Origin of the sequence: Agreia sp. Leaf244, from assembly GCF_001422695.1 — a bacterium.
Lineage (GTDB): Bacteria > Actinomycetota > Actinomycetes > Actinomycetales > Microbacteriaceae > Agreia.
The window spans coordinates 424925-439308 of sequence record NZ_LMLX01000002.1 but is presented as its reverse complement, the minus strand read 5'-3'; the positions used below and the strand labels follow the sequence as shown (position 1 = coordinate 439308).

Annotated in this window: 13 protein-coding genes and 3 tRNA genes; 12 read left to right on the top strand and 4 right to left on the bottom strand. The window is 67.2% G+C overall.

The window, feature by feature from the left end; all coding sequences use genetic code 11:
* Nucleotides 1-70: 70 nt before the first annotated feature.
* Genes ASF06_RS06930 through ASF06_RS06920 form a run of 3 tightly spaced genes read left to right on the top strand, consistent with a single transcriptional unit; the run spans nucleotide 71 to nucleotide 5071 of the window.
* Nucleotides 71-1567, top strand: coding sequence for an MFS transporter (locus ASF06_RS06930; RefSeq protein WP_055945005.1), 1497 nt, complete (start codon nucleotides 71-73; stop codon nucleotides 1565-1567).
* On the top strand, nucleotides 1567-2610 hold the full coding sequence (locus tag ASF06_RS06925) for a Gfo/Idh/MocA family protein (RefSeq protein ID WP_055945001.1): 1044 nt from the start codon (nucleotides 1567-1569) through the stop codon (nucleotides 2608-2610). Before ASF06_RS06930 ends, ASF06_RS06925 begins: the two co-directional genes overlap by 1 nt.
* A 19-nt stretch (nucleotides 2611-2629) precedes the next feature.
* Nucleotides 2630-5071: a glycoside hydrolase family 2 TIM barrel-domain containing protein gene (locus tag ASF06_RS06920; RefSeq protein ID WP_055944997.1), complete on the top strand. Its 2442-nt coding sequence runs from the start codon at nucleotides 2630-2632 to the stop codon at nucleotides 5069-5071.
* An 84-nt stretch (nucleotides 5072-5155) separates the two neighbouring features.
* Here ASF06_RS06920 and ASF06_RS06915 read toward each other — a convergent pair.
* The 3 genes from ASF06_RS06915 to ASF06_RS06905 form a co-directional block, all read right to left on the bottom strand.
* Nucleotides 5156-5228: transfer RNA gene (locus ASF06_RS06915), tRNA-Phe, on the bottom strand.
* Nucleotides 5229-5286: 58 nt separating this feature from the next.
* Nucleotides 5287-5363, bottom strand: a tRNA-Asp gene (locus ASF06_RS06910).
* 75 nt (nucleotides 5364-5438) lie between these two features.
* Nucleotides 5439-5511: transfer RNA gene (locus ASF06_RS06905), tRNA-Glu, on the bottom strand.
* Nucleotides 5512-5729: 218 nt separating this feature from the next.
* Here ASF06_RS06905 and ASF06_RS06900 point away from each other — a divergent pair.
* Nucleotides 5730-7055 (top strand): M23 family metallopeptidase, encoded by a 1326-nt coding sequence (locus ASF06_RS06900; RefSeq protein WP_055944994.1) that lies wholly within the window; start codon nucleotides 5730-5732, stop codon nucleotides 7053-7055.
* 146 nt (nucleotides 7056-7201) lie between these two features.
* Here the strand turns inward: ASF06_RS06900 and ppa are convergent, their stop codons facing one another.
* On the bottom strand, nucleotides 7202-7693 hold the full coding sequence (gene ppa / locus ASF06_RS06895) for an inorganic diphosphatase (RefSeq protein ID WP_055926874.1): 492 nt from the start codon (nucleotides 7691-7693) through the stop codon (nucleotides 7202-7204).
* Between the two features lie 47 nt (nucleotides 7694-7740).
* On the opposite strand from ppa, the gene tilS reads away from it, so the two are divergent.
* The 8 genes from tilS to ASF06_RS06855 all read left to right on the top strand — a co-directional run bounded on the left by tilS (nucleotide 7741) and on the right by ASF06_RS06855 (nucleotide 14383).
* On the top strand, nucleotides 7741-8796 hold the full coding sequence (gene tilS / locus ASF06_RS06890; protein ID WP_055944990.1) for a tRNA lysidine(34) synthetase TilS: 1056 nt from the start codon (nucleotides 7741-7743) through the stop codon (nucleotides 8794-8796).
* Nucleotides 8783-9334, top strand: coding sequence for a hypoxanthine phosphoribosyltransferase (hpt, locus tag ASF06_RS06885; protein ID WP_055944985.1), 552 nt, complete (start codon nucleotides 8783-8785; stop codon nucleotides 9332-9334). Before tilS ends, hpt begins: the two co-directional genes overlap by 14 nt.
* Nucleotides 9335-9473: 139 nt before the next feature.
* Complete coding sequence (ftsH, locus tag ASF06_RS06880) at nucleotides 9474-11486, top strand: ATP-dependent zinc metalloprotease FtsH (RefSeq protein WP_055926880.1); 2013 nt, start codon at nucleotides 9474-9476, stop codon at nucleotides 11484-11486.
* A gap of 12 nt (nucleotides 11487-11498) precedes the next feature.
* Nucleotides 11499-12074 carry a GTP cyclohydrolase I gene (gene folE, locus ASF06_RS06875; RefSeq protein ID WP_055944982.1) on the top strand — a complete coding sequence of 192 codons (576 nt, stop codon included), beginning with the start codon at nucleotides 11499-11501 and terminating at the stop codon, nucleotides 12072-12074.
* A gap of 11 nt (nucleotides 12075-12085) precedes the next feature.
* A complete protein-coding gene (gene folP / locus ASF06_RS06870) occupies nucleotides 12086-13009 on the top strand; it encodes a dihydropteroate synthase (RefSeq protein WP_326941188.1) in 924 nt (307 codons plus the stop codon).
* Nucleotides 13006-13413, top strand: a complete 408-nt coding sequence (gene folB, locus ASF06_RS06865; protein WP_082479614.1) for a dihydroneopterin aldolase — start codon at nucleotides 13006-13008, stop codon at nucleotides 13411-13413. The genes folP and folB overlap by 4 nt, the downstream gene beginning before the upstream one ends.
* Nucleotides 13410-13931, top strand: coding sequence for a 2-amino-4-hydroxy-6-hydroxymethyldihydropteridine diphosphokinase (gene folK / locus ASF06_RS06860; RefSeq protein WP_055944977.1), 522 nt, complete (start codon nucleotides 13410-13412; stop codon nucleotides 13929-13931). The genes folB and folK overlap by 4 nt, the downstream gene beginning before the upstream one ends.
* Nucleotides 13928-14383: a DUF3180 domain-containing protein gene (locus tag ASF06_RS06855; protein WP_055926887.1), complete on the top strand. Its 456-nt coding sequence runs from the start codon at nucleotides 13928-13930 to the stop codon at nucleotides 14381-14383. The genes folK and ASF06_RS06855 overlap by 4 nt, the downstream gene beginning before the upstream one ends.
* Nucleotide 14384: the final 1 nt, after the last annotated feature.

Sequence of the window (14384 nt, the reverse complement as noted above, 5' to 3'; positions counted from 1 at the left end):
CTTATCTTTGCTGTCACGTGTCAGTGACACGTGACAGCGCACAGCAAACGCAGCGACGAAGGAGTCAGCAATGCCCATAGATCCGACAAGAAGCTCAGCGGAGCAGGCGAGGGCCGCGGTCGCCTTCAGCGCCGAGGAATCCACGACAGCGGCACTGGCAGCCGAGACCGTCGGGCAGGCGATGACATCGACCGGTCAGCGGCTCAGCATTCGGGAGAGGCTGGCCTACGGAGTAGGAGACATCGGCGGCAACTTGATCTTCGCGCCGATCTCCGCGTTTCTTCTCTTCTACTTCACCGACACCGTCGGAATCGGTGCTGCGATCGCTGGAACGCTCCTTCTTTTCGGACGGGTCCTCGACGGCACGATGGACCTCGTGCTCGGATCGTTCATCGACCGCACCTCGACGCGCTGGGGAAAGGCTCGGCCCTGGATCCTGTTCAGCACACCGGTGGTCGTGATCTCCTTCATCCTCCTGTTCAACGTGCCGGCCGGTCTCGACGACGGCGTCAAGGAGATCTACGCGTTCGTCATGTACTTCCTCTGCCTGGGAGTGGGTTTCGTCGGCTCGAACCTTGCGTATCACACGCTGCTCTCGGTCATCACGACGAACTCCAAGATGCGGGTCTCGCTCACCGTCATCCGCACGTTCTTCGCTCTGCTCACGACCCTCGTGGTGAACTTCGCCACCATCCCTATCGTGCTGTCCTCGGGTGGAGGCCAGGCGGGCTGGTCGCTTGTGTCGATCATCTACGGTGCTATCGCCGCGGTGACCTTCCTCATCGTCTTCTTCGGTACCAGGGAGCGTGTGACCTCCAGTATCAAGGTCGAGTCCGGGGAGAAGATGCCGTTCGTCAGCACTGTGCGCCTGCTTGTGAAGAACCCGTACTTCTTCCTCGTCTTCGGGTTCTTTCTGCTCAACTTCCTCCTCACAGGCACCAGCGGGGTCGGCATCTACTTCGCCAAGGACGTCCTGGGCGACGCTGCGTCGTACAGCTTCCTGGGCCTCATCCAGATCCTTCCGCTGCTCATCGGCATGTGGTTCATGCCGCCCCTCATCGCGCGTTTCGGAAAGCGTCGGCTCATCATGATCGGCGTGGTCGTCACCGTCGCGGGAGCGCTCATCTCCCTGATCGATCCGTCGAGCTTCTCTCTCATTCTGGGTGGTGGACTGGTGCGCGCCGTCGGTGGCGTTCCTATCGCTGCGGCCCTCTTCGCCCTCGTGGCCGATGTCGTCGACTACGGCGAATGGAAGACGGGGGTGCGTCTCGACGGCATGACCTATGCGGCGGCAACGGCAGGCCAGAATTTCGGTGCCGGTCTCGGTGTGGCCCTTGTCGGCTGGCTCCTCGCGGCCGCGAACTACGACGGTCAGGCCGCGACCCAGCCCGAATCGGCGGTGAACATCGAGATCTTCCTCTACCTCTGGATTCCGCTGATCGCCGCTGTTCTGATGGGCGTGATCATCTATTTCCTCAACATCGACAAGAACCTCTCGCAGATCCAGCGCGATCTCGCCTCGCGCCGAGCCGCGGCAGAGGCCGCGGCGGCGGCCGTGCCCGAGTGATGACCGCGCGGTCGTCGACCACGTCTGCCGCCCCCGGGCTCGGCTGGGCGGTCGTCGGCACCGGCCAGGTCTCCAGGCTGCTCGGGGCCGACCTGGCCCGGGTGTCCGGAGCTGTCCGGTCGGCAGTGCTCTCGCGATCCATCGGTGCAGCCCGGTCGCTGTGTGATGAACTCGGCTTCGCGTCGGCCTATGACGACATCGACCGGATGCTGGCGGACCCGACCGTCGACATCGTCTACATCGCGACCCCGCACGCCACACACGGCCGGCTGGCGATTCGGGCCCTCGAAGCAGGCAAGCACGTGCTCATCGAGAAGCCGATCGCCGCGACCGCCGCCGAGGCGGCGCAGATCTCGGCGGCGGCGTCGGAGAGTGGACGATTCGCGATGGAAGCGATGTGGATGAAGTTCACCCCCTCGTATCGGGCGATGCTCGACAGTGTGAGCGCCGGCGCGATCGGCGACGTGCGCAGCGTGCGTGCGTCATTCGGCCTCCCATTCGGACACGCCGGCGACGCCAGGTGGTCGGCCGATCGGGCGAGCAGCACACTGCTCGATCAGGGCATCTACCCCGTCACGCTCGCGCTCGACGTGCTCGGCGAACCCGAGACGATCACTGCTGACGGGCGTGTGCGTGCCGATGGAGTCGACCTGGCCGAGCACATGACGTTCGGGTACGCCGACGGTCGCTTCGCCCAGCTCGGCGCGTCGATGGTCGAGTACCTGGAGCCGACCGCATCGATCAGCGGCACGACGGGTTGGCTCACCATGGATGCGCCGTTCTGGGCATCCAACGGGTACACGACGTGGTCGGGCTCGATACCGGATGCGCTCGGCGGCCCTCCCGCGCGCGTCGTGCGGGCGAGGCAGGGGTACGGCTTCGTTCCGATGCTGGAGGCCGCGACTGAGGCTGTCGCAGCGGGCCTGACGGAGCATCCCCAGCATCCGATATCGCAGAGCCTGCTCGTGATGCGTCTTCTCGAGCGCATTCGGCGAACGATCTCATACCCCCGACCACAAGAGACATCGACTCTGCATAGATGACGAAACACAAGGAGACACCATGAAGCGCACCCCTTTCACCGACGGCTGGCAGTTCCGCGAGAAGGTCAATCCGTTCGCCGAGATCGGAGGGCCGGCCGCTCCGTACGTCGACGTGTCGGTGCCTCATGACGCATTGATCCGTACAGAGCGTGATCCCGAGGGCGAAGCCGCCACGGCCTATTCTCGAGGCGGGTCCTACCAATACCGCAAGGTCTTCGCGACGCCGGACGCCCGCGACAGTGTGCAGATCGAGTTCGAAGGGGTGTATCGCGACGCGATGGTCTACATCAACGGAGACTTCGCGGGGCAGCGCCCGTTCGGATACTCGGCGTTCACGATCGACGCAGGCCCGTTCCTCCGCGAGGGAGAAGAGAACGAGATCATCGTGGAGGCGCGCGCCCATCGGGACTCCCGCTGGTACACGGGTGCGGGCATCTATCGTGATGTCTGGCTGTGGACCGGCGGAGACATTCGGATTCCCGGCGATGGCCTGCGACTCTCGACGCCGGATGTCGAGGAGGGCGGCGCTGTCGTGGAGGTCGTCGTGACGGTCGAGAACGCGGGATCGCGTGCGCGGACCGTCGACGTGGCCGTTCGCCTCGACGGCCCGGACGGCGAGCAGGCGGCGAGCGGGATCGCTCGCATCACCGTGGGGCCGGGTGGGTCGGCGCTCAGCCGACAGCGGCTGTTCGTGCACTCGCCGAGACTGTGGAGCGAGAACACTCCGGAGCTCTACGCAGCTTCGGCGACTCTTGTGCACGGTGACGAGACGGTCGATACTGCGGCGGCCGTCTTCGGCATCCGGCGTCTGCAGCTCGACCCCGTCCATGGATTGCGGGTGAACGGCCGGAGCGTGAAGTTGCGCGGTGCTTGCGTGCACCATGACAGCGGGATCCTCGGTTCCGCGACCTTTGCTGCTGCCGAAGAACGTCGGGTTCGTCTCCTCAAAGAGGCGGGCTTCAACGCGATCCGCTCGTCGCACAACCCGCTCAGCACGGCGATGCTCGACGCGTGCGACCGACTCGGGGTGTACGTGATGGACGAGACCTTCGACGTGTGGACCTCGGCGAAGAGCGACTTCGACTACTCGCTCAATTTCTCCGACTGGTGGGAGCGTGACGTCGAGTCGTTGGTCGCCAAGGACTTCAACCACCCCAGCGTCATCATGTACTCGATCGGCAACGAGATACCCGAGACCGGTTCGGCGGTGGGCGGAATGCAGGGCAGGGCCCTGGCGGAGAAGATCCGAACCCTCGATCCGACCCGCTTCGTGACCAACGCGGTCAACGGAATGCTCGCCGTGATCGACGACGTGAAGAAGATGGCCGCACAGGCGGCGTCGGCGGGGCAGGCCGAGCACGGTGATGGTGACGCGGCAGGGATCAACACCCTCATGGCCGGACCCGGCGACTTCATGAACCAGATCGGCGCATCCGCCTTGGTCACCGAGAAGACGGCAGAGTCCTTCGGAGTCCTCGACGTGGCAGGCATGAACTATCTCGACTCACGGTACGAGATGGACAGCTCCCTCTTTCCCAACCGAATCATCGTCGGAACCGAGACGTTCCCGACGCACATCGACCTGAACTGGGCCAAGGTGACCGCCTTCGGCCACGTGATCGGCGACTTCACGTGGACGGGCTGGGACTATCTCGGCGAGGTCGGCATCGGCCGTCCGCAGTACCTCGCTCCAGGCGAGGCCCCCGCCTTCGGAGCGCCGTACCCCTGGATCGCGGCCTGGTGCGGTGACATCGATCTGGTCGGCTTCCGCCGCCCGGCGTCGTACTACCGCGAAATCGTGTTCGGTCTCCGAACCGCTCCCTACATCGCCGTGTCACGGCCTGGCCACGAGGGCGCACAGTTCTATGCGGGACCGTGGACGTGGAGCGACAGTATCGGCAGCTGGACCTGGCCGGGTCATGAGGGGGACGATCTGACCGTCGAGGTCTACAGCGATGCCGACGAGGTCGAGCTCAGGCTCGACGGCCGCTCCCTGGGGCGGTCGTCCACGGGGGCTGCCAACCGGTTCAAGACCGAGTTTCGCGTGCCGTATGCGCCGGGGGAGCTGACCGCTGTCGCATGGAGAGGCGGGGCCGCGGCAGAGACGTTCACGCTGACGACGGCGACCGGCCCACTCGCGCTCGCCGTCGCATCCGACCGCCTCTCGCTCGCGACCGACGGAACCGGCCTGGCCTTCGTCGAGCTCGAGCTCGTGGGTGCCGACGGCACTCTGTTCACCGCTGCCGACCGCGACGTGCTGGTCACCGTGTCGGGAGCCGGTGTGCTGCTTGCGCTGGGAAGCGCTGATCCGGCACCGACCACCCTCTACGGGGAGTCCAGTCACCGCACGTTCGATGGGCGAGCCCTCGCGGTCATCCGGGCAACGGGTCCCGGCCCGATCGTCGTGTCGGCCAGCGCAGAGGGATGCGACGTCGTGACCTTGGTGCTCAACCCGGAGTAGCTCAACGGGGAGCAATCGGCACTCGCCCAGCCGTCGGAGGCACAAAAAAGTCCCACCTCGCGTAGAAGCCGCGGGATGGGACAGTGCCTCCGACCGGCGTCGATCCGGTGACCTTTCGATTTTCAGTCGAACGCTCTACCAACTGAGCTACAGAGGCGAGTGACCGAAGTCGCTCACAGACAAAAAGCCCTTCCTTTCGGTTGGGCTTGTCGCCTTGGCGACCCTGACGGGACTTGAACCCGCGACCTCCGCCGTGACAGGGCGGCGCGCTAACCAACTGCGCTACAGGGCCTTACTGGTGAAACTGTTGAGTTGTCGTGCTTGTGCTGCGTTTTTCGTACTCGTGATTCTGCTGCTGTTACCAATGTGACCCCAACGGGATTCGAACCCGTGCTGCCGCCGTGAAAGGGCGGTGTCCTAGGCCTCTAAACGATAGGGCCGTTGGTGACAACTCAACGAGTATGCCACACACTTCTCGCTCTCGCCAATTCGGCCGGACGTCCACCGCCCCAGATGCGACTCGACGCGGAATGTACCGGGTTTCAGGCCCCCAAGCAGTCATGATCTCAGCAGGACGAAACGCTCTGTTGTTAGAGTGACACCTGTTGCCACTGTTACTCGAGTGACCTAAGTTCGCTCACCACCACCCGGGGGACCATTGAACGCCACGACCAGTCGACGTCGACGCCGCGGCCCTTGGGGTCTCCGTCACCTCCTCGGCTCGATCACGGTCACGGTCGCCCTCGTCGCCACGGGCTCCGTGCTCTCGGCCCCCGCGTACGCCGACGAGTACCCCACGTGGGAGGACGTTCAGGCCGCCCAGTCCAACGAGTCGAGCAAGCAGGCCGAGATCCAGAATATCCAGGATCTGATCGCCGCGCTGCGCGATGCGACGGCCGCCGCCGAGTCCCTCTCGATCCAGCGCGGAACCGAATACCAGGAAGCGCAGACCAAGTACGACACGGCCGCCTTCAAGGCAGACGAGCTCGACAGCCAGGCCGCTGCCGCGCAGGCGACGGCGGATGCCTCGATCAAGCAGGCGGGCCAGCTCGCCGCGCTGATGGCCAAGTCCGGCGGCAACGGCCTGTCGGTGAACCTCTTCACGAGCGAGTCGAGCGAGGCCGACGGCCTGCTCTACCAGCTGGGAGCGATGAGCCAACTCACGGGCTCGGCATCGAAGCTCTACGCCACGGCCGAGCAGGACAAGAACACGGCGCAGTCGCTGACCGACCAGGCGGTCGTCGCCCGCGATGCGCTGCAGTCCCTCGCCGAGGCGGCCGAGGCCGCGCGCGACGAGGCCGTCGCAGCCCAGCTCGCCCTCGAGGCGTCGCTCGCCGCACAGCAGACGCACGAGGTGCAGCTCGAAACGCAGCTCGCCGTTCTCACCCAGAACCGGCAGGCCACGGAGGCCGACTACAACGCGGGTGTCGAAGCGCGTCGCATCGCTGAAGAAAAGCGCATGGAAGAAGAGCGCGCGGCGGCTGCGGCAGCGGCGGCCGCGGCAGCGGCATCCGGTGGCGGCGGCGGCGGTGGCGGCGGTTCCAGCAGCGGCCCCGGCCCGGTGTCCAGCGGATGGGCCAGCCCGTTCCCGGGCTCGTACTCCACAGACGAGTACGGCATGCGCACGAACCCCGTCACGGGAAACTACACCCTGCACGCGGGGCTCGACCTCAACTACAACAGCGGCACGTGTGGTGCTCCCGTCTATGCAGCGGCGGCCGGTGAGGTCAGTTATGCCGGCTACAACGGCGGCTACGGCAACTTCGTCGAGATCAATCACGGCGGCGGAGTGCGCACCGGTTACGGCCACAACACGAGCCTCAACGTGGGATCGGGCCAGTACGTGGCGGCCGGCGAGATCATTGCCTACGCCGGAACCACAGGCAACTCCACTGGATGCCACGTTCACTTCGAGGTGCGCGTCGGCGGCGGCGCCGTCGACCCGCGCCCGTGGATGGCCGACCGCGGCGTCTACTTCGGCTAGTCGCCTCACGGCTCCGCCCCTCGACGAGCTCGGGGAACGGGCTCTGCGACAGCGGCCCCTCGACAGGCTCGGGGAACGGGCTGTACGACGAAGGCCCCTCGACAAGCTCGGGGAACGAGCGTCGAGGGGCCTCCGGTCGTGCGGGCCTAGTGGCCTTCGGTCTTGAGCTTCTCGATGCCGTCGAGCACGATCTGCTCGGCCGCGGCGGCGTTCTGCCAGCCCTCGGTCTTGACCCACTTGCCGGGCTCGAGGTCCTTGTAGTGCTCGAAGAAGTGCTCGATCTCCTTGCGGGTCGACTCGGGGATGTCGTCGATGTCCTGGATGTGGGCCCAGCGCGGGTCCTTCGCGGGAACGGCGATGACCTTGGCGTCGGAGCCGCCGTCGTCGGTCATGTTGAACACGGCGACGGGACGAACCGAGACGCCCACGCCCGGGAACAGCGGGTACTCGAGCAGCACCAGCACGTCGACGGGGTCGCCGTCGAGTCCGAGGGTGTTCTCGAAGAAGCCGTAGTCGGTGGGGTAGACGAACGACGTGAACAGCACGCGGTCGAGGAAGACGCGCCCGGTCTCGTGGTCTACTTCGTACTTGTTGTGGCTTCCCTTGGGAATCTCGATGATCGCGTCGTAAGCAGCCATGCCGGCGGTTCTCCTTCGTAGGTCGTGAACTGCAATAACGTTACTGGATGCCCCCCGAGACTCCCTCCGAACGCCGACCCCGGTTGACGCCGGCGATCGCAGACGTGCGCCGGGCTGTGCGCGACTCGCTCGAGGCCCTCCCGCCATCCGGTGACGCACCCTTGGTGCTCGTTGCCCTGAGCGGCGGGCCCGACTCGCTCGCACTCGCCGCCGCAACGGCGTTCGAGGCGCCCCGCCGGGGCATGCGTGCCGGCGCGGTCATCGTCGACCACGGGCTTCAGCGCGATTCGGCCCTGGTCGCCGCGAGAGCGGCCGAGCAGGCGCGGGCGCTGGGGCTCGATCCGGTGCTCGTTCGACTCGTCGAGGTCGGTTCCGGGCCGGGCTCGGGCGGGCCCGAGGCTGCGGCCCGTGACGCCCGCTACACCGCTCTGGATGCCGCCCGTCGCGACACGGGGTCGGTCGCGGTTCTGCTCGGCCACACCCTCGACGACCAGGCCGAGACCGTTCTGCTCGGCCTCGCGCGCGGTGCCGGCGCATCCAGCCTGCACGGGATGGCGCCCGTCTCGGGGGCCCTGATGCGCCCGCTCCTCGGCATCCGGCGCAAGACCACGGTGGCCGCGTGCGTCGACGCGGGGCTCGAGCCGTGGACCGATCCGCACAACGTCGACCCCACCTACACGCGCGTTCGCGTGCGCGAGACCGTGCTGCCGACGCTCGAGAGCGAACTGGGCCCCGGCGTCGCCGAGGCTCTGGCCCGCACGGCCGAGCAGCTGCGGGAGGACTCGGACGCGCTCGACCGCATGGTGGAGGAGACGATCGAGGAGATCGTGGAGCACGCCGAGGCCGGTATCGCCATCTCGGTCGGGGCGCTGGCCGCGAACCCGGCGGCGCTGCGCAACCGCATCATCCGCTTCGTCGTGCTCAGCGAGTTCGGCGTCAGCCTCAGCCGGGCGCAGACCCTGGCCGCCGCAGCTCTCGTCACCGACTGGCACGGGCAGAAGGGCGCAGACCTGCCCGGCATTAGAGTTGTCAGGGTCGCCGGGAAGCTCGTCTTCCAGGCAGCAGCCGACATCTATGTGAAGGAGCCCCGTGCTTTCGAGTGACATCGCCGACGACCTCACCAGCGTGCTGTACACAGAGGCGCAGATCCACGAGCGGATCGCGCAGCTCGCCCGCAGCATCGAGGCGGACTACGCCGGCGAGGACGTTCTGCTCGTGGGCGTGCTGAAGGGCGCGGTGATGGTCATGGCCGACCTCGCACGCGAGCTCTCCCTTCCGCTCAACATGGACTGGATGGCCGTGAGCTCGTACGGCGCGGGCACGCAGTCGTCGGGTGTCGTGCGCATCCTGAAAGACCTCGACACCGATCTCTCGGGCCGCAAGGTGCTGATCGTCGAGGACATCATCGATTCCGGGCTCACGCTGTCGTGGCTGCTCGGCAACCTGCGCACGCGCGGTGCCGAGAGCGTGGAGATCTGCGCGCTCTTCCGCAAGCCCGAGGCGGCGAAGATCCAGGTCGACGTCAAATACGTCGGCTTCGACATCCCCAACGAGTTCGTCGTCGGATACGGCCTCGACTACGCGGAGCGCTACCGCAATCTGCGCGACGTCGCGGTGCTGGCGCCGCACGTGTACTCCTAGCCCGCATTCGTTACGCCCACGGGGGCTCTGTTTACGCCCACGGGGAACATGCAGACGACGCGCAGCGCCCGCCAGCTACCCTTGCCACTACCTCGATTGCTTTTGATCGAATACATCCCTCTCGACATGATGAAGAGACATGAACGCTAAAAAGATCGTCCGATCTCCCATTCCGTACATCCTGCTCGGTGCGATCGCACTGTGGATCGGCTTCAGCCTCATCACCGGTGGCGGCTACAAGCAGATCGACACGCAGGAGGGGCTGCAGCTGTTGAAAGACGGCAAGGTCTCCTCGGCCACCATCATCGATGGCGAGCAGCGAGTCGACCTGACCCTGGCGAACGCCGACAAGGAGTACGGCACCCAGGTGCAGTTCTACTACGTCGCACCCCGGGGCACCGAGGTCATCGACGCGGTCAACGACGCCGCGCCGGCCAAGGGCTACAACGACGAGGTGCCGCAGACGAACTGGTTCCTCTCGCTCATCGGCATCCTGCTCCCCGTGCTGCTCATCGGTGCGTTCTTCTGGCTCATGCTCTCCGGCATGCAGGGCGGCGGATCCAAGGTCATGCAGTTCGGCAAGTCCAAGGCGAAGCTGGTCTCGAAGGAGTCGCCGAAGGTCACCTTCGACGACGTCGCCGGCAGTGACGAGGCGCTCGAAGAGCTCGAAGAGATCAAGGACTTCCTGAAGGAGCCGGCCAAGTTCCTCGCCGTCGGCGCCCGCATCCCGAAGGGCGTGCTGCTGTACGGCCCTCCCGGAACCGGAAAGACCCTTCTCGCCCGTGCCGTCGCCGGTGAGGCGGGGGTTCCGTTCTACTCCATCTCCGGATCCGACTTCGTCGAGATGTTCGTGGGTGTCGGCGCGAGCCGCGTACGCGACCTCTTCCAGCAGGCAAAAGAGAACTCGCCGGCCATCATCTTCATCGACGAGATCGATGCGGTAGGCCGTCACCGCGGCGCCGGAATGGGCGGCGGCCACGACGAGCGCGAGCAGACGCTCAACCAGCTGCTCGTCGAGATGGACGGATTCGACGTCAAGACGAACGTCATCCTCATCGCCGCCACCAACCGTCCCGACATCCTCGACCCCGCTCTTCTGCGTCCGGGTCGCTTCGACCGCCAGATCGGCGTCGACGCGCCCGATCTGCAGGGCCGCAAGAAGATCCTCGAGGTGCACGGCAAGGGCAAGCCGCTCGCCGCCGGCGTCGACCTCGAGGTCGTCGCCCGCAAGACCCCCGGGTTCACCGGTGCCGACCTGGCGAACGTGCTCAACGAGGCCGCGCTGCTCACCGCGCGCTCCAACGCGCAGCTGATCGACAACCGCGCCCTCGACGAGGCCATCGACCGCGTCATCGCGGGCCCGCAGCGGCGCACCCGCATCATGCGCGACCACGAGAAGCTGGTCACGGCCTACCACGAGGGCGGCCACGCCCTGGTCGCCACGGCCATGAACAACACCGACCCGGTCACCAAGATCACGATCCTCCCGCGTGGTCGAGCACTCGGCTACACGATGGTGCTACCCCTCGAAGACCGCTATTCGGTCTCGCGCAACGAACTCCTCGACCAGCTCGCCTACGCCATGGGCGGTCGCGTGGCCGAAGAGGTCGTCTTCCACGACCCGACCACCGGCGCATCGAACGACATCGAGAAGGCCACCGCCACGGCCCGCAAGATGGTCACCGAGTTCGGCATGTCGGCCGACATCGGTGCGGTCAAGCTGGGAGCAGCCTCGGGAGAGATGTTCCTCGGCCGCAACATGGGCCACGAGCGCGACTACTCCGACCGCATCGCCGAGAAGGTCGACGACGAGGTGCGCCACCTCATCGAGGCCGCACACGACGAGGCCTGGAGCGTTCTCAACGAGAACCGCGACATCCTCGATCGCCTCGCCCTCGAACTGCTCGAGCACGAGACGCTCGACCACGACCAGCTCGCCGTGATCTTCAAAGACGTGAAGAAGCTCACCCCGCGGCCGCAGTGGCTCTCGAGCGACAAGCGCCCGGTCTCGCAGCTTCCTCCGGTGGCGTTCCCCACACCGAAGGCGCCGGTCGACGCGGGTGCCGTCGACGGGGGAGTGCAATCCGACCCCGAGCCGGAGCAGAAGCCCAAGCGTTCGCCGCAGGCCCCGCCCCGTCCGGCCACGGCCTGACCCACCGACCACGTGACGACGTTCGACCGGGCTCGTATCGAGGCGGCCGTGCGCGAGATCCTCATCGCCATCGGTGAGGATCCCGTGCGTGAGGGGCTCGAGCGAACCCCCGCCCGCGTCGCCGACGCCTACGCCGAGTTCTTCTCAGGCCTCGGCGTCGACGCTCAGGCGATGCTCGGAGACACCTTTCCCGTGGCCGACGAGTCGCGCTTCGAGCCCGTGCTGGTGCGCGACATCGAGTTCCGCTCGGTGTGCGAGCACCACCTGCTGCCCTTCACCGGGGTGGCCCACGTCGCCTACGTGCCCTCGACGCGCCTGATCGGCCTCGGTCGAATCGCGTCCGTCGTCGAGACGCTCGCGTCGAGGCCCCAGCTGCAGGAGCGTCTCGGAGACGAGATCGCCGCCGTGATAGAAAGCGGCGTCGACGCCCGCGGCGTGCTCGTCGTACTCGACGCGCGGCACGACTGCGTGCGAACGCGGGGCCCCCGTCAGACGCACAGTTCGACCGTCACTGTGTCGAGTCGCGGTACGCTGTCGCAGCCCGCCGACCGCGCGGAGCTGATGAGTCTGATCGGAGCCGCGACGTGAGCAGGGGGGACGTGACCAGGGGGCATGTGACGGGCGACGAGCCGGGCGTGCGCTCGGGCGAGCCGCCTGCATCCGTTCGTCGTCGCATCCGGTCGTCGACGGCCGCGCCCGGCGTTCCGCTCGCGGGCGAGCGCACGCTGATCATGGGAATCCTCAACGTCACTCCCGATTCGTTCAGCGACGGCGGACGGTGGAACACTCTCGATCAGGCACTGGAGCGCGCCGCGGAGCTCATGGCCCAGGGCGCCGACCTCATCGACATTGGCGGCGAGTCCACCCGGCCGGGTGCGCAGCGGGTTCCCGTGGCGGAGGAGCAGCGTCGCGTGCTTCCCCTCGTGCGCGAACTCGCCCGAGGCGGAATCCCCGTGAGCGTCGACACGATGAACGCGTCGACGGCGCTGGCCGCGGCCCACGCCGGCGCGGCCGTCATCAACGATGTGTCGGGCGGGCTCTCCGATCCCGACATGACGGGCGTCGCCATCGAGACCGGGCTGCCCTTCGTGGTCATGCACTGGCGCGGTCACAGCGCCGAGATGGCGGCCAGGGCGAACTACGCCGACGTGGTCTCCGACGTTCGCCGTGAACTCGAGTACAGGGTCGCCGAGCTGATCGTGCGCGGGGTCGACCCGGCCAAGATCATCGTCGACCCCGGCATCGGCTTCTCGAAGAACGCCGAGCACAACTGGGCGTTGCTGGGCCACTACGGCGACCTCGCCTCGCTCGGGTTGCCGGTGCTGGTCGCCGCGTCGCGCAAGGGGTTCCTTGCGCCGCTCGTCGCCGACGGCGCGGCACCGGATGCCCGGGACGCGCCATCGGCGATCGTCGCGGCGATCGCGGCGTCGCAGGGCGCCTGGGCGGTTCGGGTGCACAATGTCGCAGAGACGCGGGCGGCGCTCGACGTGGCCGACGCCTGGAGAAAGGGAGCGCAGTCGTGACGCGAGACACCCCGATCGACGAGCTCGACACCCTCACCCTCACGGGCCTCGAGGTGTTCGCCCACCATGGCGTCTTCGACTTCGAGCGCCGAGACGGCCAGACCTTCCTCCTCGACCTCACGGTCTGGCTCGACACGGCCGGGGCCGCGGCCGGCGACGACCTGGAACAGACCCTGCACTACGGCGAGCTGGCCGTGGAGGTGGCCGAGGCCGCCGCCGCCGAGCCCGTCGACCTCATCGAGACGCTCGCCGAGCGCGTCGCGTCGCTCGTGCTCGCGCATCCGGTCGCGCAGCGCGTTCGCGTCACCGTGCACAAGCCCGACGCCCCCATTCCCGTGCCCTTCGGCGACGTCTCCATCACGATCGTGCGGCCCCGCGGCCCGCGAGTTCAGGCGGCGCTGTGAACGCGCCGCTGTTCGAGGGTGCCCGCGCCGTGCTCGCCTTCGGCAGCAACCTGGGCAATCGAGGCGAGACCATCGTCGAGGCGATGGCCGAGATCGCGCAGCTGCCCGGGGTCGAGACCATCGGCGAGTCCAGCCTCTACGAGACGGTCGCGGTGAAGCTGCACGGCATCGATCCCGACGCGCCGGCCTATCTCAACGCCGTGTCGATCGTGTTCACCACACTCGAGCCGCACGACCTGCTCGCCGCCCTCAACGAGATCGAGCTGCGCCATGGTCGGGTGCGCGAGGAACGCTGGGGCGACCGCACCCTCGACATCGACCTGATCACCTACGGCACGCTCGAGCAGTCCGACGAGACCCTCACCCTGCCTCATCCCCGCGCCTGGCAGCGCGACTTCGTGCTGGCGCCCTGGCTCGAACTCGACCCGGATGCGACGATTCCCGCACGTGGCCGGGTCGACGAACTGCTCGCCTCGACCGATGACACGGCCCGCCGAACACCCTCGGAGACGATGTGAAGCGCACCCGACCGTTCTCCCTGATCTCACTGGCGTTGGCCGGCGCGATCGTGGGATTCCTGCTGCAGATCGGGCTCGCCTCCGGCGGGCGCCCCATCCTCGTTCCGCCCGTGACCCTGCCGATCACGCTGGTGGCGGCCGCGGCGCTCGTGCTGGCGTTCGCCATCCCGGTGTACCGAGCCATCCGCGGTCCGGTGCGGCGCGAGGTCAACCCGTTCCGTGCGATGCGCGTGGTGGTGCTCGCCAAGGCATCGAGCCTGGTCGGCAGCCTGGTCGCTGGCTTCGGCCTGGGATGCACGATCTACGTGCTGTCGCGCACGATCGTTCCGGAGGTCTCGTCGCTCTGGCTGTCGATCGCCAGCGCGGCCGGCGGCGTCGTTCTGCTGGTGGCCGGCCTGGTCGCCGAGCAGCTCTGCGCGCTTCCGCCTGACGACTTCACACCGGAGGCCTGAC

Excerpts from the sequence above, each read along its gene's own strand:
- ppa (WP_055926874.1), bottom strand. The coding sequence starts at position 7,693 with ATGGCTGCTTACGACGCGATCATCGAGATTCCCAAGGGAAGCCACAAC.
- tilS (WP_055944990.1), top strand. The coding sequence starts at position 7,741 with ATGCCCCCCGAGACTCCCTCCGAACGCCGACCCCGGTTGACGCCGGCG.
- ASF06_RS06920 (WP_055944997.1), top strand. The coding sequence starts at position 2,630 with ATGAAGCGCACCCCTTTCACCGACGGCTGGCAGTTCCGCGAGAAGGTC.
- ftsH (WP_055926880.1), top strand. The coding sequence starts at position 9,474 with ATGAACGCTAAAAAGATCGTCCGATCTCCCATTCCGTACATCCTGCTC.
- ASF06_RS06925 (WP_055945001.1), top strand. The coding sequence starts at position 1,567 with ATGACCGCGCGGTCGTCGACCACGTCTGCCGCCCCCGGGCTCGGCTGG.
- ASF06_RS06930 (WP_055945005.1), top strand. The coding sequence starts at position 71 with ATGCCCATAGATCCGACAAGAAGCTCAGCGGAGCAGGCGAGGGCCGCG.